We start from the raw sequence: 21265 nt of genomic DNA, 5'->3' as shown, positions 1-21265 counted from the left end.
TCCTCTTGTTTCTTTAACTAGTTTACCTTTTATTATACTTCGAATCGCAAAGCCATGGCGAATTAGATTCACCTCCGTTTATGGTATATCTATCGTACATTCTCGATGTAATAGCAAAAGCCCGATGACAATGTGACGTTCATACCGAAGTATGATCCCACATTCATCAGGCTGCTAAGCTTCCATATCCCGTTTGCACAGACCATTAGGGCAAGGATAATCCCTATCCCTGCTGACTCAGACCTCAATAATAATTGGCAAGATCATAGGTCTTCTCTTGGTTTGAGCGTAAATATAGTGACCGATCTCGTCTTTCAGCTTTCTTTTGATCACATTCCACTGATTGACCCCAGCCCCGGTCAACTCATCCATCCGGTTTAGAACAAGCTCATGAATCTCATGCATGAATTCTTCCGAATCCTTAACAAATACAAACCCTCTGGAGATAATTTCGGGTGACGTGACCATCTGTTTTTCCGTTTTGCTCAGTGTAGTCACAATCACCAGCATGCCATCGGAGGACAGTTGCCTGCGGTCGCGAAGTACAATATTGCCGACATCACCCATGATCAGACCGTCTACGAGACTATTTCCTGATGCAATTTTTGGACCTAGCGAAGCAATGCCGTCTTTGTATTGGACCATATCCCCATTATTCACGATAAACACATGATCACGCTCTATACCTACGGATTCAGCAAGCAGTCTGTGTTGATACAACATGCGAAACTCACCGTGGATCGGAATCAGATAATCCGGTTTCATCAGAGTTAACATCAATTTGAGTTCTTCCTGACTACCGTGTCCCGATACATGCATTCCTGCTGCACCACTTGAACCATATATCACACGTGCTCCGAGAACATACAGGTTGTCAATGACATGTGCAAGATTCCGTTCATTGCCCGGGATGGCTCCGGCAGCAATAATGACCGTGTCCCCGGCGTTAATTCTTACGTGAGGATGTTTACCGGATGCCAAACGCGATAATGCTGCCATCGCTTCTCCCTGGCTACCAGTACATAAGACAACAACCTGTTCGGGCGGAAACTGATCCGAATCGATAGCTTCAATCAATAATCCATCAGGAACTTGCAAATACCCCAATTCACTGGCCACCGATACTACATTCACCATACTTCTTCCCAACAGTGCCAGTTTGCGACCCGTCTCGAATGCTGCATTCACAATCTGCTGTACCCTGCTGACATTTGACGCAAAAGTAGAGATAAATACTTTTTGTTTTGCACGGATAAAGGCATCCAGAATGTGATCTCCCACAACACGCTCGGAAGGTGTAAATCCCGGTCTTTCTGCATTCGTGCTCTCGGATAGCAAAATATGGACGCCCTGTTTGCCAATCTCGGCCATGCGGTGCAGATCTGGGAAAGGTCCATGTACAGGAGACATATCAAATTTGAAATCTCCAGTATGCACGACATTGCCCGCCGGGGTCTTAAAGAAGATACCAAGACAATCGGGTATACTATGACTGGTTGCAAAAAAGGAAACCTCTATCCCTCCCAGCGTAATGCTGGAATGAGCATCGATTGTATGCAGGTCCGCCTTGCGCAGCAGGCCATGCTCTTTCAGTTTAAGCTCGATCAGTCCGCGAGTGAGCCTGGATGCATACACCGGGATGTTCATTTGTTTTAACAAATAGGGAATGCCACCAATGTGATCTTCATGTCCATGGGTAACCACAAGACCTCTTACTTTATCCAGATTCTCCAGCAGATACGTTACATCCGGAATGATCAGATCAATACCAGGCAATGTCTCATCGGGAAACTTCGAACCACAGTCAATCACGATGATGTCCTGATTGTACTGGATGAAATACATATTTTTCCCTATTTCATTCACGCCGCCAAGTGCAGCGATATACAGTTTGTTGTGGGCTAGATTCAACGCTATTATTCCTCCTCTGCGTGGCAACCTTATGCGATACGGATCTATATTCCTAGTATGGAAGCAATCGCCTCACTTATGCATTAAGTGTGATTATGCCAAAAAAACCACCACGGAATTTTCATTCCATAGTGGTTTATACGAAAAATAATACGGTTACACCAACGATTTATCACGCTGTAGCAATACGTCTTGTTCATAGGTTTTGATATCGGTAATCCACTTTTCACGGACTGGAACGCCTTGCTGAGCACAATAGTAGTCCCAGATCGCGCCAAATGGATAGGATTTGAACTCTTCCGTTAAGGCAAGGCGCAACGTGTAATCCCCTTCCAACTCGGCTTGTTTCAAGGCATTCACCGGTTCGAGCATCGCTCGGAGAAGGGCTTTGATTGTGTTGCGAGTACCCACAACCCATGCAGCTACACGATTAATGCTTGCATCAAAGAAATCCAGTCCAATATGTGTGGTCGCAAGCAGATCATGTCGAACCAGTTCACGGGCAATTTCCAGCAACTCATCGTCCATAATTACCACATGGTCACTATCCCAACGCATCGGGCGACTTACGTGAAGCAGGATGCCACTTGTAAACAATGACAAGGACGACAGTTTATTGGAAATAACCTCTGTTGGATGGAAATGACCCGCATCAAGACAGATCAACGTATCATTTTGCAAACCGTAACCCATATAAAATTCATGAGAACCCACCACATATGCTTCCGAACCCAGACCAAACAGCTTACTCTCTACCGCGTCCAGGTTGTGCTCCGGGTTAAGTGATTCAGCGAATACTTCGTCCAGCGATTCTTTGAGACGTTTGCGTGGTGTCAACCGATCAACGGGATTATCCTTGAATCCATCCGGTACCCATACATTGGTTACACAAGTCTGACCAAGCTGTTCCCCGAAGTAAGCACCAATCCGGCGGGATGCCTTACAGTGATCAATCCAGAACTTGCGAATTTCAGGGTCTGGATGACTGAGCGTGAACCCGTCACTTGATTTTTCATGGGAAAAACATGTTGGGTTGAAGTCCAGACCGAGTCCTTGTTCTTTGGCCCACTTCACCCAGTTCTCATAATGCTTTGGCTCAATCTGATCCAGTTCAACCTGCTCGTCTGTATCCGTGTAAATCGCGTGCAGATTGACCTTGTGTTTGCCGGGAATCAGAGCAAAAGCTTGCTCCAGATCGTTACGAAGTTCTGCTGGTGTGGTCGCAGCCCCCGGATATTGACCTGTGACGGAAATACCCCCTGTTAACTCCCCATCTTTATTCAGAAAACCTTTGACATCATCGCCTTGCCAGCAGTGTACGGATACTTTGATCTCCGCGAGTTTATTCAGCACCTCGTCAGTATCAATTCCGTGCTGGGCATACAATGCCTTGGCTGCTTCATACGCTTGCTTAACTTGGTTATCCATCCGCAAGAACCCTCCTATTTTAACGTGTAAATGCTGCCGGTACACCGCCATCAATGGTCATCATGCAACCGGTTGTTTTTTCGGATTTCGAAGAAGCAAAGAATGCGATTCCTTCCGCAATATCTCTTGGATAGATATTCACGAGCAATGTCGTCCGTTTGCGATAATACTCTTCCAATTGATCCGGTTCAATTCCATATGCAGCTGCTCGTTCATTTCTCCAGGAACCGTTCCAGATTGCTGAACCCTGTAGAATGGCATCTGGAAGAATCGTGTTGACACGAATGCCATACTCTCCACCTTCTGCTGCAATACAACGTGCCAGATGTGCTTCCAGCGCTTTCGCTGAGCTGTAAGCAGAAGCACTTTTACCTGCATACACCGAGTTCTTGGAACCGATAAATACCATGCTTCCCCCAATACCCTGCTGTTTCATCAGCTTGAACGCTTCACGAGCCACAAGGAAATACCCTGTACCCAGTACATTCATGTTCAGGTTCCATTCCTTCAGGGACGTTTCGTCAAATGGGCTGGATGTCGCTAGTCCCGCATTGTTCACGATGATATCCACTCCGCCATATTGCACCGCAACATCTGCATACGCAGATTGAACGGCTTCCTCATCGGTTACGTCCATTTTTAGCGCATAAGCACGATTCGCACCGTACTGATCATTGATTTCCTGTGCTACCTTCTGTGCGCCCTCCAGGTTGAGATCAGCAAGCACCACATGTGCGCCTTCAGATACCAATCTCCGCGCTGTTTCACTTCCGATACCACCTGCGCCACCTGTGATAAACGCCACTTTGCGGGAGAATTCGGTTTCGGCCGGAGCCAGAGACAATTTATACAATTCCAGCGGCCAGTACTCCACATTGTAAGACTCGTTTGCGCTGAGTGATACAAATTGACCCAAGCTAGTAGCTCCACGCATAACAGCAATCGCTCTGTGATACAACGCTCCGCTTACTTGGGAAAGCGCCCAGCTCTTGCCTGTGTTAATCATGCCCACACCAGGAATGAGAATAACGCGTGGTGCCGCTTCGAACATGACATCACCTTCGTTTTTGTTGCTCTCAAAATACTGCTGATATTGCTCTTTGTAGGCAGCTACACCTTCTACCAGCTTGGCTTTTAAACCTTCAATATCTTCCGCATCCGGCGTCCAATCGATGAACAGAGGTACCACTTTGGTATGTACCAGATGATCCGGGCAAGCTGCACCCACCTGAGACAATTCCGGGGAATCTGCTCCTCCCACAAAAGCAAGTACGTCCTCTTGATCATCAAAGGATAAAATCATTTTTTTACTATCCGATACCGCTCCACGAATCGTTGGCATCACACGTGATACGATCTGACGACGAACATCAGCGGCAAGCGCCGGGTGCTTCACACCACCAAACAAACTTTCTTCGTTCACCCGTGCTTCGATGAAAGCTTCTGCTTCATTGATAATCTTGATCGTTTGAGCGTAACATTCCTCGGATGTTTCACCCCAAGTGACAAGTCCGTGTTTTTCCATCAGTACGAGTTCGGCATTGGGATTCGAGAATACGCTTTCAGCAATCATTTTAGATAACGTAAACCCTGGACGTACGTAAGGCACCCATACAAATCGATCACCGTAGATCTCTTTCGCCAATTCCTTGCCGTTATGCGCACAACACAGGCTGATAATCGCATCCGGGTGCGTATGATCCACATGTTTATATGGAAGGAACGCATGCAGCAGAGTCTCGATGGAGGCACGCGGGTGCTTGGCATCAATCATGCAATGTCCCAGATATTCAACCATCTCTTCATCCGACATGGATTCACGTTCAATTAATGGTCGAATGTCTTCAAGCCCAAGTCCGGTAAAATGTTTCGCTTCCATGGAACCCAGATCAGAGCCGCTTCCCTTTACATACATTACTTCTACATCACGACCACGAAAATCCTTCACTGTCGTTTTGGTAGACGTATTACCACCGTAGATGTTACATACACTGCGATCAGATCCAATCAGATTGGATCGGTAAACCAACTGCTCAAGTCCTGTTGTTTTCTCAGATGCCTGCGATGCATTCCATAAACTCTGTACCATTTGTTTCCCTCCGATAATGTTTGTTTTATTCCTAATCCGAGTTTAACATCTTTGTTTTATTTTGAAAACAAAATATTTTAAAACAAAACGGAAATATTCAAAACTATCAACGATTGAGCTATTTTATTAAAAAAACACCCTGACGTAACCGTCAGAGTGTTCCTGTTTCATCGGTGGATTAGAAAATCCCCGCTTTTTGGGAAGTGTTTTTAATACCATAGGTATCATTAACTACGGTGTTGCCAAAGCTTGTTAAGCTTCCGTTCGGACCTGTGGCGATGTCCAGATAGTTCAGACCAGAGCTGTTTCCGTACCAAGACCAAGCAAGCCAGCCTACCCCTTTTTCCTGACCATATCTCATGATGGCATACTCGTCCACATCACCGTTTGTGTGATATCCCCCGAATTCACCAATGATCAGAGCCAATCCTTTGTTCAGCACATTCTCCATATTGGCTTTGACCGTTGCAGCATCTTTGCCAGCATACTCATACATATGAATGGAGAAGACGGTATTCTTTTGAGAATCGGCTGCAAATACACTTTGTCCATAATCCACGATGGATTGAGGGAACTGTCCCCATCCAGCTGCATCCACAATTAGCGTATTTTTGATTCCGGCATTACGGAGTTTCGGAATGGCTTTTTTGTAACCATCAGCCCACGCACTTCCATTCCACGTTCCATACCATTCATTGGCGATGTTGACGATTACCCGATCTTCTTTGCCTATCAAAGCTTCCTTAATACTAATCCAGTAGTTCACTGCCGCATCCAACGAATTATAATCATCTTTCCCTGTGGCGTCATGCACTTCAAGTACAGCTATCATTTTATTTTGGTTAACCACATTAATAATATTTTTAACAGCGTTCAGATCATCTTTGGTGTACAGGCTGCCATTCGAAAGAACAATGCGTACCGTATTGGCACCTGTTTTGGCGATTGCAGGAATAGCGGTATTCAGATCATTTTTGAACCAGGAATGTCCGTGATTAACACCTCTCATGACAAAAGCCTTGCCTGTGGAATCATACAACTTGTTACCGCTTACATAAAATCCTGTAGCAGCAGATGCTTTGGGTGCTGCACTCCCTAATACCATGAACATAAGAGCAGCAATAACCGTGAAGATGGTACACTTTTTCAGATTAACCATTCGTTTGGAACCTCCTGTATTTGTTTTTTTATTTCAATTAACCCTGCTCTAGGCAATAAGTTAACTAAAATCGTTGGTAATAGAGGTTTTTTGTTAGTAAATAAACAAATAATAACTTTATTATAGTTACGTTTTTTTAGTTTAATAAACTTTATCGTTAAGGTTATGGAGTTATAATAAATTGAAAACGCTTACCAGTCAAGATCTTTTTACCATGGATAGTAATCATTTGTTTTACATAACAAAGCAATAAAAAGGTTCTCTCCCCTCACAATCGTTCGGAGAAAGAACCCTCTGCATTATAAACGTCAGTTAACTCTTGCTTAAGTCTTGTTTATCTGTTGTTTAATCCCTGATTTAGACTAAGTGTCTTCCCTAACTCCCGCCAATACCAACCCAACCCGGTAATGTGGTCTTACCCGAATCTCATTAAACTTCCCAATCTCCACGCCCTCAAACCGCTCCACATAAGCCTGATTCACATAACTCTTGATCGTTCCTCTTCGAATTGGAGTTATGGAAAGACGAAGCTCGTGATCGGCCAACAAATGACGGGATTGCTTCAAACCAAGCATCCAGCTATGCCCATAGTGAATATGATCTGTTAACATCTGATGATGAATATGCGCTGCTGCAACGTCTCCTTCATAATCAATCTCAACCCATACGTCATCTACTTGTTCCGGCCACGCTGTATCCAATCTCAATGTTGCTGCATACTCTTTCGGATAATCAACCTCTACAGCCGGCTCGTAAGGGGAAATCTGGAATGTGTACGTACCGAATATTCCCCGCTTTGACTGGGATGACACAGCATATTTAGAAGGTGAAACATGCTCTGGAGCCGGATAGAAGGATACCTCAAACTCTGTTTGCTCCAGGGAGTTGCATATGAGCATCTCATTCTGCACATACAGATGACTGCTGCTAATCACAAGTCTCTCTTCTCCGCCCACACGGAAACGGTAGGCATGCAATGCCTCTTCACGGGTCAATGTAATGATACGTATGACCGTACCGTCCGATGTTGTGATACGCAGATGATGGTCCATGCCAGCCATCGGGTGAATAATAACTTCATTACCCTGCTCGGAAACGGCACCTTCGGGCATATCCACATTTGTAACAGATGTTGCATCAATAACATACTCAGGCGCCATACCTTCATGGGCATAAAACACAGCCGTGAGCTCCTGATTTACCATAAATCGGGTCAGTGGCTGAACGGTAGCACTAATGATCTTCATTCCATTCAGATTCATATGGAAAGGCAGAATGGCTGCCATGCCGGATTTCAGCTGCATCGTGCCTTCTCTTGGATAAAAAGCAGTCCCTTTGCCGGTATGCAGCTCCAATTGTATATCTCGATCAGGCAACGCCACATGATCCTGATAATTATTCATGAACAGGAATCCTGAGCCTTCTTGTTGACGAACAGACCAGCGCAGATCCATCATGTTCTCCGGTGTTATCGAATGTTGCTCTTCCGGTATAACACTGCCCATTGGCGCAAGCAGCTCACCGTATGCTTCCAGAAACATGGACAAGGTTCGAATGCGGTTATACGATTCACCAATACGTCCAAACTCCCCGAGCGGGGCTTGGTAATCATACGTCATTTTAGGCAATGCCTGTTCATTCATATACGTTTTTTGCCCTACCGGATTGGTTCCGCCGTGATACATATAATATCCAACCAGATTACTGCCATTTGCCAGCTTCACAATGGTCATCGCCTCAACACTGTCCGCATCTACAACCGGCCGAGCATGATAACTGACCTGCATGCCACCTGCTAGTTCGCAATACGCCGCAGGATACTCCAGACTGTCATAATCCACTTCTTCAACAGGATTCATATGCAGATCCTGGAATAAATACTCTCGGCTTGGAGGCTGATTGGGAATCCATGGTGTGTACGCATACCCCGCAAGCATAGGCAGCGTTCCTTCTTTAGGCACCGCAGCATTACCCCAGGCTGTGGCAGTATAGAACATGGGGTGCATACCGACTTCTTCGACAATACCGCGAAGCACCTTCAGATGTTCACGACCGTCCCGGCCAGAGGAAATGTATTTTTCGCGGGTATACCCCCAGGCATCCATGGGTGCGCCAGCGTGCATATACTCATTTTCCAACTGTACGGCTATTACGGGGCCACCCTCCTGATAAAAACAACCGTTGAGTTGACGGGCAATCTCACGATATAATCGCTTGGCATAATATAGATACCCTTCATCATTCGATCTCACTTCAAATGGATAACTGAATAACCAATCAGGCATCCCTCCATTACGAACTTCCCCATGACAGAATGGACCAATCCGCACGATCAGTGGCAGCTCATGTTTGCCACACAGATCCACGAAGTGCCGCAAGTTCAGGTTTCCTGACCAATTAAACTCGCCTTCCTGCTCCTCGTGAAAATTCCAGAAAACATACGAAGCGACGATGTTCACCCCGCCTGCCTTCATCTTCAGTAATTCTTCTTCCCACTGTAAGTAAGCGAATCTGGAGAAATGAAATTCACCTACCACGGGAATATGAGGTTTATCATTACGAAGCATATAATAGTTGGTAAAGTCATAAGACTCCCCTCGTGGATTCTTGCCGCCACTACCCGTCATGCGACCCGCACGAATCTCTTTATCTTTTGCATCCAGTATAAAACGAATCTGGCTTCCTGCTATACTATCGTTCATGGATTATATAACTCCTTCGGTATATATGGGATAGGGTTGAGTCGATTAGCAATTATCTATGGATGACTGCCCCTTGATGATTGGGGTTCTTCTCCAGAACCCGCTCCAACTCAAGTTCGGCTTCATTTGTCCGACCTAGGCCAAGAAGACCTAATGCTCGCATGTATCGGCAATGTTCTTCATTACGCTGGTTGAGATCATCGTCAAACACCAGGAAATCGGGCAGAGATACTGCAAAATAATCCATTCGGATGTGATCATGCATATGTCTTTCCGCATAGTCAATGAGTTTGTTAAAGCGTCGGTTGGCTTCCTTCACATTGCCAAGCTTCTGCCAGGCCAGACCCTGATAATAGATGGATTCCGGCGGTTGATCATTATAAAACATCGCGCTTGCCGGTTCATTCAAACCGATGGATGCTCTGTGGAAATTCTCCTCTGCCGCCTGATTATTCTTCAGTTGCTGGTAGGCACAGCCAAGATAAAAGTAAACTGGGTTGTCTCCGGCTCCCTCCAATTTACCTTCACCTAAGTTCTCCGGGTAAACCAAAGCCTTCTTCAACAGCTCCAATGCCAGTTCAGGTTGTTGTTTCTCCAGATTTCGCTTCGCCAGTTCCGTCAGTGCCGTAACATATTGTCCTGTTACCTTGCCTTCTCCACCCTCCCATGGATGAAACCGCCGGGTCTGAAGGGCATTCCATGCTTCTTGATGGCTACCTTGCATATTCAATAAAGTTACCCACTCAATGTACAGATCGTCACGATGATGAACCAGCTCCATGTGATCTTCCAGCTGTTTGATTCGATGCTCGCAGGAATACCCCATCTTCTTGCGCAGCTGATCCAACTCGTAGAAGATCCGTGCATCTTGCGAGTCCAACCGGAAAGCTTCCTCTAATGATGCCAGTGCAAGATCGGGCCGATTCGACTTGTTATAATAAGCCAGTCCCAGATTCCGATGTACAGTCGAATATGCAGCATCCACCTCGCGTGAAGTTTCCCAATGGGTGATTGCTTCCTCGTATCGTTTATGATCATATAACCAATTTCCCAGGTAATAGTGAGCACGCGCATCATTCGAATCCACTGCCAATGCATCCTGAAGCACCATGAATTCAAATAACGTATTAGGAAAACAATAATCCGTTGGAGCAGCTTTCCCTTGTCTTAGACATTCCCGGGCCTGCTCAACATCCCCCAGCTGACGATACAAGTAGGCCTGAGCATAACCAACCAAAGGATACGGCCGTGAATTTTCGGATTCAACATAGGAGAGTACCGTAAGTGCTTCTTCACACAACCCACTTTCCGCATAATCCGCGGCTACATTCAGATAATTATAAACCTCTCCTCGCATCAGACGATGGAAATGCTCACGTGCTTGCTCCGCTTGTTCTCTCTCTGAAGGTGCAGTTACTCCGCTGTAGATCAGGACTAATTCATGTGCGGCTCCAAATTCAACCGGGTCCAGTTCCAATGTCTCACGCGCATATTGGATCGCCTGTTTATCTTGACCCATTCTGCGTAACAGAGCCACCTTCAGATGCCGAGCCTTATAATTTCTGGTGTTGCGAATCAGCGAACGTTCGATGTGATCCAACGCTTCGATGTCCCGATGTAACGCCGTATCGATCTGAGCAAGCATGTAATAACCTGTATCCTGATACTGTGCAGACCATACGGCTTTATACAGTGCTGCGTAGGCTTCTTCCTGTTTCCCCTGTAGTTTCAAACTCAGACCGAGTTGGTAAAATGCTTCACTATCATATGGATTCGTATTTTTCCATGTCAGCGATTGTACAGCCTGTCTGAAATGCTTCTCTGCATCTTGAAACAATCCTCTGCGCAGCAGCAATGTGCCATACGCAATGTTTAGACGAATATCTGTTGCATCACGCTTCAAACCTTCCAGATAATAAGGTTCTGGTTCATACGTGGCATGCCGATATTGCTCCAAATGAAGACCTGCCAGATATAGTTGTTCATTCGTACGAATCTCGGATGGTAGCGGGAGTGGTGTGGCCGGGTCTGGGACTTCCTGAATCTCAGAACGTTCAGGCTGATAGGCCACAAGTACTTTTCCTTCCCCAGTTCGAACACTTAACTTCAACTGATGCCATTCATCTTGTCCGCTCCACGGGAATGAAGACTTATATAGTTCCGTAGGTGAGATATTACATCTCTCATGGAGATATACCGCGGTTGGTCCTATCACTTCAACGGTCACTTGTTCAAAAAACGACGTCGCATATACCATCACGGTTACCGCTCCGTTCGTTTCGTCCATTTCCAGATTAACTGCGGCATCAATCGTTACATTTTTGACCATGCCAATTCCTTTATATGGCATAAAATACTGCGAGAATGATTTCGCTTCATAGGGCTGTAACCACGTAAAATCAGGCTGATTATCGGTATAGATCCCGGTCATTAATTCAATATAAGGTCCATCCTCGTCCGTTAACTGACGATCCCAGGCTTGCCCGAATTCCCCATTCCCCCAAGTCCATTGCTTCTTGCCCGGAGAAATATGATGATTGGCTACATGCAGCAGGCCTGCCTGGATCCCATGGTCATAACCCCCTACAAAATTATAATCCGACTTATACGCCATATAGGATGTTGGAACCGGTATGTTTTTGTAGCGCGAGATATCCACACCTTCGGAATAGTCCATCTTGTAATAGGTGCCGGTTGCGATTGGAAAGCGGGATACGTCCCGTTTTCCGTGGTCCAGCACAGCCGTTACATCAGGTGGAAAGACGGATTGCGTATGATCGTTGACAGCTACAGCCGGATTCGCCCACCATAGAAAAGTTTGAGGTGCGCTGGTGCGATTGTATACCTCGGCATGGATTTCCAGATAGGCTTTGCCGGGATGTAATGTGAAGCCAGCGGTCATTTTGGTACCATACATGCGATCAATCTCACCAACCCACACAGTAGCGCTTCCATCTTCATTACTGCCAAATGTATAATCGACTGGACCAAACGTGTTGGGCCGATGATGCTGTGGCCAGTTGAATTCGATTCCCCCGGATATCCATGGTCCTGCCAGACCCACAAGTGCAGGTTTAATTACCCGGTTATAATATACAAAATCGTAGTTGTTGGTCCGATCCAGCGCGCGATAGATCCGTCCACCCAGTTCGGGCATCATCTCGATACGTACATATTCATTTTCGAGAATAATTAATCGATACGACTTCATTTTTGCTTCATCTTCAATGCTGTCGATCACGGGATGTGGGTACACCTTACCCGAACTTCCCTGATAGATTCGCTTTTCAAGAAACATCGGATTTTTGTCCGGTTTACCTGTACCATAGGTTGGAATATCTCTGGTTTCTTCCCATATGCGAACATTTGATTTTGCTGTCACATGATTCAATTCGCTCACTCCTCGGCCTCGTATATATTGTGATCATACGCTCCGACATGCAGGAAGAACATTGACATTAAGCGGTTCTTGATGGACGATCTTCGGATTCCCACATAACCAAAGAGAGTACCTATCCACTGATTAATGCAGTGAAAGGTACTCTCTGATCGATCTTGATTAACTTATCTGCGACGTGCAAAATCCACAAATCTGAACTTGTCCGGTCGATGCCTCGACTCCGTATACTGAAATTGACTGGCATCCTCCAGGTAGACTTGGCTCCTCACCACAACTACATTGTGGAAACCTTCAAGGTCAAGTAATTCCCTGTCCTCAGCGGTGGGTTCTTCCACCAAAATCTCTTTTTTGGCAAACGAAATGGAAAGCCCCAGCTCTTGCTCAATGTACTGATAGATGGAATCATTACAGATCTCTTTGCTGAGCCCAGGAACAAGCCGCTGGCTAATGTAATCTTTGTCCAGTATGACATGCTCTCCATCCACTTTGCGCACACGTCTGATCTCCCAGACCTGTTCATTCAGACCAAAGTTAATTTTCTTGTGCAAAGCCTGATCCACTTGTTGCTCCTCGAAAACCTTCACATACGTTTGAGCGCGATGTCCCATTTTTTTGGCTAATTCCTTGAAGCTAACCAGACCTGAGATGGGAAAATCGATCTTGCGTATGTCCAGTACAATTGAGCCCTTGCCTTGAATCTTCTGAATATAACCTTCTTCGTACAACATTTTCAATGCTTTGCGAATAGTCTCTCGAGACGTTTGATAACTTTCCGATAGATCCAGTTCCGATTGAAGCAGCGTGCCTGCCTCAATCTCTCCAGTCCGAATACGATCTGCAATATCTTCATATATCCGGATAAATTTATTATTCATTATTCATCACCATTGTTCATTACCCTTTTTTATCATATTGGCAACCTATTATAACATTAAAAACCAATCAAGCGGTAATGTCGTTACTGCCGATGATTAAAGTATCACTTGTAAGAATCAATTCAATCTAGATATGATGATCGAACGCTGACGCTTTCTCCACTTGATCTGTATGCTTCTCATTCATAACTTGAATCAGCTTATTTAAACGGAAGATCAGCGCTGCAGCTTCGGATCTGCTTAAGTGCTGCATGGGACGGAAGCTGCCGTCTTCATATCCGGTAATCATGTACAAACCTGCAACCTCCTGCACTTCTTCTTTGGCCCAATCAGATACATCAGTCGGGTCGGTAAACGCTCTTGGGGAAGTCAGCGGTTCCGGTCTGATCTTACGAACCACATTGGCTATGATCTTGGATGCCTGTTCCCGTGTCACCAGCGCATACGGAGCGAACTTACCGTTTCCCATACCTTGAACCATCTCATGGTGAACGGCTGCCCCAATCTCAGGAGCGAACCAATCCTTAGCACTCACATCCTGAAATCCATGTTGTTGTTCATTAACCGTTGTATCCACACCCATCAGACGTACGATTAATGCGGTAAATTCTGCACGCGTAATCGGACGGCGTGGCTCGAAGCGAGTTTCACTTACACCTTGAATGATATTTTGTTCCGCCAGCCAGGTAATCTGATCCTTATTAAAGGTTTGGCTGATATCAATAAATTTGATATTTTTTTTCGCAGGTAACTCAGGTTGCTCACCAGAAGGTTCAGGTTGTGAACTCACCTCATCGGCTTTTACCGAAGTATCTGCTGGATTTGAAGCTGTACCACTACCGCTCCAGGCGGATGGTGGATACGGAAAAGTCATGGCTGCGGCCCGTTTGCTTTCACTTTTCTCACCTGCCGAATTCTCCGTCCATACAACCACCTCATAATGCTGCTCGGCATTCAGTCCTGTCCATACATAACTGCGCTGTGTACTACGGTAGATCTCACGATCTTTATGGGTGATTACAATCACCTCATTCATTGAATCCAGTTCCCAAGTTAGCTTAATCGTATTAGTACCTTGCGCTATGGCTGCTACTGTCAGTTCCTCGGAAGGCAACGTCTCGAATTCCGGAACCTTTAGCGCCTCACCCTCCCCTGCCTCATTAAATGGAATGATTGCAAAGTCAGTATAACGCTCTGCACTGATTAATTCAGACACATGTATGGATGTCTCCGTTGTTGTTCCCACAAGCTCTTCATTTCGATAGATTCGATAACCCGCAGCACCAGGAATCAGTTCCCATACGATGTCTGCACCATGCGTTGAACGCCCCTCTATTACGGGAGGTGAGGCAGCACTACCGGGCAAAGTCATTGCATGAAGGTAATAACCACCATCACTACTGCCCGAAGCATTCATGGTCTTGACTGTATAGCTGTAGTTCACGCCCGGTTCAAGTTCCTTGTCGTCATAGAACATTTCGTCAGCAGGAACACGAGCAACCTCCACACCGTCACGCTCAATGATGAACTGCTCGGCACCTTCAACCCGGCTCTGTTCCAATAGAAGACGAATGTGGTCCTTCGCCGAATGATACTCCACTTTGGCAGGCGCTGCTGGCTTGGTCAGGACAGAATACGCCTTCATCTCCGATACATCTCCCTGATCATTCTCTGTGTAAATTTCAATCGGGTACTGCTTGCCTGCATCCAGTTGATCAACGATAAACTCTTTTTGCTTGCCACGGTATACTTCTGTACCATCCAGCAATACAACGAATGTTTCGTTCCCATAAGGGAAGTCCCATTCCAATTTGGCATGGTCTGTCTCCGGGTATATCTTCATTTCCAGTGAATCAACATGAGGCAAGGTATAAAAAGGAGTCACGGTCATTGGGCTTCCTGAACCAGCCGTATTATAAGGAATAATCTGTACCTGATCATATCGGGTTGCACTCTCCAGATGAGTTAATCTCACCTCGGTAATATCCCCTTCTTCAATAGTGGTGAACATCTGATCTCCGATCCATATGGTATATCCCTCAGCACCTTGTACCTTTGGCCAAGAGATTAATCCCTCTTTTTCCCCAATTATACTTGCATGTAAAGGTTCAGTAATGGTCGCAGGCAACGTTCGCACGTGAACTTCGAAACCAGAATCACTCTCACCCGTTGCATTCGATGTTTTGATGGTGTACAGGTAACGCTCTCCTGGTGTCAGACCATGATCTTCAAATGAATTTTGATCTGCCGGAACCTTAGCGACTTCAACGTCATCCCGCATGATGATGAATTGCTCTGCTCCCCGTGTAGAGCTTCCAGTCAGATCCAGCACCGCAGTCTGATCTGTGATGTGTGTTATGCCTGCCGTCTGAGGGGATATAGGTTTCGTTAAAACCTGAATCTGAATAGACTCTGACCGATGACCCTCTTCATTAATCGCGATGAGTTCGAGTTCATACGCTGTACCATCCAGCATACTATTGAGATGTACAGACGGTTCAGACACGCTCTGCACATCTCCCGTTACCCGATTGCGAATCTCATAGGCAGCCGCTCCCTTAACAACTTCCCAAGCCAGATCCACCTTATGTGTTCCAGCGTTCACTGTGATCCCTTCTGCAACCAATGGCAAAGTTTGAGTCATTATACTGAAAGTAAGCGGCGCACTCGTTCCACTCGCATTGACTGCCCGAATCACGTAAGTGTATTTCGTTCCTGGCGACAGATCCTTGTCCACGAATTGGGTTTCAGTTGAATCCATTTGAGCAATCTCTCTCCCATCCCGTCCAATGACGTACTGATCTGCCCCTTGGACACCTGTGTTGCTGAAATCCAGACCCAGGCTGTTTTTGGCCACATCATATACGGCAACCTTAGCGGGTTTCTCAGGCAAAGTCAGCAGCGATACATCTGTCGCTTCAGAACGAGTCCCCTGTCTGTTGACCGCCCATAGTTGATAGTGATGCCACGTTCCATCCTGGAGCCCTGTAATCGTGGCTTCATTCTCAATTCCCCTATAGATCTCTTTGCCATTCTGCTCAATCACATATTCAGCGGCGCCTTCCACGACCGACCAGGAAACTTTTGCCCGATGTACTGCTGGGTCTGCAATTATCTCGTCAGGCGACACAGGTTTGGACAATCGGATGAGCTGCGCTGTCTCACCCGAACCCGAAGTATTCACAGCCTGAACTTCCAACGTGTATTCTGTACCTGGCAACAATTCATCAGCCGTGTAGGCCAGTTCTGTTGTTCTGCCCACTTCTATGCCATTGATTTTCACAATATAGAGATTCGCCGTATCTACAGCTTGCCATGCAAGTCCCATACTTGTTTCACCAGTCCATGTGACATTCAGTCCTTCCGGCCTGCCAGGTAGCGTAAGAATCGTACTACGGGTGGATGCACCGTACCCGGCAGCATTGCCTGCCTGTACTTCATAGGTATACTCACGACTGCTTGACAGATGGTGAACTGACAGTTGTGTATCTGATATCTCATGGCTCTGTCCATTGATGACCACCCGATATTTCATTGCCCCAACTACAGGCTCCCAGCTCAAGATCGCTCCCTGTTCAGTTACTTGAACAACATGAAGTCCCGACGGGCTCTCGGGTAGCGTTGTTCCTGACACCGAACTGCGCATACCTTGTCCACTTTCGTTCACTGCTTGTACATCCAGTTGATAAGATGTTCCCGAACTCAATCCCGCAAATACCCATTCCTGGGTTCCGGCAGCAACCGTTCCCGACTTCTCTCCATTCAACCATAACTCATAGTGATCGGCTCCTCGTATTGCCTCCCAATTCAGACGAAGGCTCGCTGTGGAAGCATCTGATACCTGTAAACCGGACACCTGCCCTGGTAACGTCTTGAGCAAAGGTAATTCCGCCAAAGGTCCGGGTCCTGTCTCGTTGCCAGCAATTAATGCATAGCTGTAATTGGTTCCGCTATCCAGACCTGAGTCCAAATACTCTGTCTGTTCTCCTTCATATATGGCTGTTCCATCACGCGAAAGACCATAATACGTTGCAGAAGTCACTGTCTCCCATGTTAATGAAATATCATGCTCCCGAATTTGAACAGCCATGAATTCACCGGGCACTGCCGGCAGTGTGAGAAATCCGGTTCTACTACTACCGCCTGCCCCACTTTCATTCATTGCCGTGACCGAGATGTTATGCATGGTTCCTGGGACGAGGTTACTGATATAGGGTAGGTTGGCAGGGTCAGATACTGTCTGATCAAACACGGTGGAGCCGTCCGAAGTAGCAGCGATGATGCGGTAAGCATCTGCTCCCCTTACTGAATCAAATTGAATTTCGGCCAAATTGGGCTGGGAATCTACTTTTCGAACGTGCAACGTTCCGGGAGCTGCCGGGATCGTTAATACTTGAGCGCTAACTGCATCACTTACTCCGGTGTGGTTTCTCACTCTAACTTCATATTCATAGACCTGACCACCGCTTAGGGAGTGATCGATTATACTGTGGTTAGGATAATCCAGTGTCCATGACTGTCCTGTCGTTTTATTCGTTATCTCATACTGATATCCATCGGTATATCTTTCCCCCGTTGGCAAATCCACTGTAAGTTCAGCTGATGTCTCCGCGATCTGTGTCATTCTCACATGTTTCGGCTGCTCGGGCTTGCGTTGAACATGGTAAGGTGATGATGTTGTCTCATATGTATTGCCTGCTCTGTCCATGGTTTTGGCATGGATGTACCATATGCCTTCCGATTCGATGGATATTTTGTGCTCGTTCGAACGAGCCTCAAGCCAATGATCCGGTGATTCTGCACTGTTCGTAACTTGATAAAATCGTTCCAGTTCCTGAATGCCTGAGTGATCGTCGGCATACTGAATGGTAGTGGACATATCCATGTCTGTCCAGTCATGTCCGTTCGGTGAAAATGTAATGGTTGGCGCCATCTGATCCACATAGGCGATTCGACTGACCTCCTTGCTTACATTGCCAACGGTATCCCTTGCTCGGGCCCTAATGGTGGTAGCGCCGTTCGTGCTTACTGTACCGGTATTTCCTGTCATATTAGGGCCATCATTCATACTGTATTCATAGGATATCGCTCGTTCATCCACACTACCAGCAATCGTAAATTGTACATGTTCTTTACTCCATCCAGCAGAACTTAAACTAATTATCGGTTCGGTTGGCGCTGTCGTGTCGATTCTAACCTTTGCCTGAGCAAGCGTGCTTATATTGCCTACATGGTCAAGTGAGCGTGCACATACAATCGTTTCTCCCTCATTGGTAACCTTCACTTCGCCCATGTAATCGATCCAGGGACCTTTTTCGCTCAGTCGATATTGGCTCTTGGCAAGCCCGCTGCCTGCATCTTCACCACTGGTTATTGCAAAAGTTAGATCCTGATTCGTCCAATTCTCTTCACTTAACGTTATCGTTGGTTGCTCAGGCCCAGTCTTGTCGATTTTGGCTGTTGCCGAAGTGGAAGCACTGACATTGGCAGCCCGATCAACACTTCGTGCATAAATCTCGGTTATCCCTTCTTCACTGAGTGTAAAAGGGGTCCTGTAGTCGATCCATTCTCCCTCGCTTCCCAGCTTATACTGTGTCAGACCAATGCCGCTTGCTGCGTCCGTACCCTCTGTTAATGTCACAATTACTGCCGCTTTTGTCCATTCGGGCGGATTCAACGAGATGACAGGTGGCGTAGGTGCTGTCCGATCTACCCTGGCTGTCACAGTCGTTTCCTGACCTGTATTACCAAATGCATCCATACTGCGTGCCATAACCGTTGTGTTGCCTTCGCTGCTTACGGTAAACGCAGCACTGTATTCACGCCATTCTCCTGCCAGACCGACTTTCACTTCAGTCTTTTGAGTTCCGCTCAAGGCATCTTTTCCCTCTTCAACCGTGACTAGAACATCTTCCTTGGTCCATGAGGATGGCGTGAGTGTAACAGAAGGAGCAGTTGGGCCCGTCGTATCTTTCATCATCTCTCCAGCGGATATAAATGGGGTCTGTATCCCTTCTCCATTCAGTGCCGCAACAAATACTTCATATTTTCCATCCGCGAGTCCAGTCAGGGTAAACGCTGTACGAGTGGAAGTTGTTGTTCCCGTTGCGAGAACTTGCTCACCTGGACTGCGTATTTCGGTTTTGTACTGAGTGCCGTCAGGATTGCTATTATTACTCCAGCTCGCTGTGACAGAGTTGCCTGATTGTGTCACAGCCGCCGCAGCAGGTGGATTAGCCAGTGTATACTTGGAAGCTGGACTAGAGTAACCCGTGTAGGAACCACCTGAATTTTTGGCCCGTACGGCAAAAGAATAACTGGTATTCGGAGTGAGCCCTGTCACTTGCCGACTGTTTGACATACCTGTATCCACGATCTGGTTCGTGGTCATATTCTTCAGTTCATAGGTAACGGATGCATCATTCGCCTTCTTATCCCAATTTACCGTCAAGTTATTAGAATTAACCAATGAATATGTCGGCGTTCCGGGCACAACAAAACTTCTTACCGTAAAGTTAACGGTTCCTGCGGAGGACACCCCACCTTTGTCATCCATGACCCATACTTGCAATGTGTGTGTGCCATCTGGCAGGGTATCAGGCAATGTGTAATTGGTGTTGAAAGACTGATTTGAACCCGTTGCGGTCATCTGGGTAAGAATGTTCTCGGACCCACCATCAATGGACCATTTCACGGTCAACAGGTCGCCTACATCCGTATCTCGCGTTGTACCAGAGATCTGAAGTTGCTCGCCTTTGTAATAGGTTTGTCCCAAAGAGGGTGCTGTTAAGGTAAATGAAGGTGGAGCATTTTTGGGGCCAATCCCCACAATGGTTGAAAATTTACGTGAAGCCTGATTCGCTGTTGTTTTGGCGTCCCACCAAAATTGTGCAGCTGTATCACTCGCCGTAACGGTCTGGCCTGGAGTGAACGCTGAAGGTGAAGACCCTCCTGTGAGTTGGGCGCTGTCTGGGCTGCTGTACTGACCCATATATATGCGATCTGCATTCACAACATTGTACGTATTTGCATAAAAAGCCGTGACCTGAACACCCCCGCTGTAATTGCGCCATCCATTCTCAATGACTTCAAATGGAGAAGCATCATTGCCATTCACCATCGTATCCCAATAAAATGTTCCACCCAAATTTAGTGCCGTTCCACTTCGGTTAATAGCTTCCAGTTCAACCTTCATGTACCCACCTTGTGAGGTAGCATTAACGATAGAAACACGCAAAATATATTCCACATTGTCCTTTTGCCGGGACATTTCAATCACATTATTGTTAATTCGGTAATAATTCAAAGGCAATGTTTTGAAGTTCACGGGTGATCCATTATGGTCGATAATGGTAGATACATTCCCTGTATCACCACCATAAAATACATTTGTGTTTGGTAGTAATACAATTCTGTATTTGCCATCACTGTTCATCTCTACTTTCACCTTGGATGACTGTACAGCCTTCATGCTGGACGTATCGGATACAATCCCGATCGTTTCAACTGTTTCAGCCATTACCGTGGCTACACCCCATTCAAGCAGCAGGGCTTGAGGTGATAATAACGCAAATGCCAGCACCACTTTGGTTAACTGTTCCGCTTGTTTCTTCACACGTTTTCCTGATTTCTTCAACGTCTACTCTCCTTTTTGGCACACAAAAAAAAGGAGGCACCCCAACAAAGGAACGATGTCCTAAG

At 46.4% G+C, this 21265-nt stretch carries 8 protein-coding genes; all 8 read right to left on the bottom strand.

Annotated elements, in window-relative coordinates; genetic code table 11:
• Positions 1–237: 237 nt before the first annotated feature.
• The 8 genes from ACETMN_RS13920 to ACETMN_RS13885 all read right to left on the bottom strand — a co-directional run bounded on the left by ACETMN_RS13920 (position 238) and on the right by ACETMN_RS13885 (position 21200).
• Positions 238–1911: a ribonuclease J gene (locus ACETMN_RS13920; protein WP_091016712.1), complete on the bottom strand. Its 1674-nt coding sequence runs from the start codon at positions 1909–1911 to the stop codon at positions 238–240.
• Positions 1912–2067: 156 nt separating this feature from the next.
• Complete coding sequence (gene rhaA, locus ACETMN_RS13915; protein WP_091016715.1) at positions 2068–3339, bottom strand: L-rhamnose isomerase; 1272 nt, start codon at positions 3337–3339, stop codon at positions 2068–2070.
• Between the two features lie 19 nt (positions 3340–3358).
• Positions 3359–5428 carry a bifunctional aldolase/short-chain dehydrogenase gene (locus tag ACETMN_RS13910; protein ID WP_091016717.1) on the bottom strand — a complete coding sequence of 690 codons (2070 nt, stop codon included), beginning with the start codon at positions 5426–5428 and terminating at the stop codon, positions 3359–3361.
• A 178-nt stretch (positions 5429–5606) separates the two neighbouring features.
• The gene (locus ACETMN_RS13905; protein ID WP_373419854.1) at positions 5607–6539 is read right to left on the bottom strand and encodes a glycoside hydrolase family 5 protein; all 933 of its coding nucleotides are present in this window, start codon (positions 6537–6539) and stop codon (positions 5607–5609) included.
• A 410-nt stretch (positions 6540–6949) separates the two neighbouring features.
• Positions 6950–9289, bottom strand: coding sequence for a beta-galactosidase (locus ACETMN_RS13900; RefSeq protein WP_091016722.1), 2340 nt, complete (start codon positions 9287–9289; stop codon positions 6950–6952).
• Between the two features lie 52 nt (positions 9290–9341).
• Positions 9342–12680 (bottom strand): DUF5107 domain-containing protein, encoded by a 3339-nt coding sequence (locus ACETMN_RS13895; RefSeq protein ID WP_091016723.1) that lies wholly within the window; start codon positions 12678–12680, stop codon positions 9342–9344.
• Positions 12681–12853: 173 nt separating this feature from the next.
• Positions 12854–13564, bottom strand: a complete 711-nt coding sequence (gene treR, locus ACETMN_RS13890) for a trehalose operon repressor (protein ID WP_076249494.1) — start codon at positions 13562–13564, stop codon at positions 12854–12856.
• A gap of 127 nt (positions 13565–13691) precedes the next feature.
• Positions 13692–21200 carry a fibronectin type III domain-containing protein gene (locus ACETMN_RS13885; protein WP_091016725.1) on the bottom strand — a complete coding sequence of 2503 codons (7509 nt, stop codon included), beginning with the start codon at positions 21198–21200 and terminating at the stop codon, positions 13692–13694.
• Between the last annotated feature and the right edge of the window lie 65 nt (positions 21201–21265).

It is taken from the genome of Paenibacillus sp. M2 (genome assembly GCF_046713495.1).
GTDB classification, from domain to species: Bacteria; Bacillota; Bacilli; order Paenibacillales; family Paenibacillaceae; genus Paenibacillus; species Paenibacillus amylolyticus_B.
This window is presented reverse-complemented; position numbering and strand designations above follow the sequence as displayed.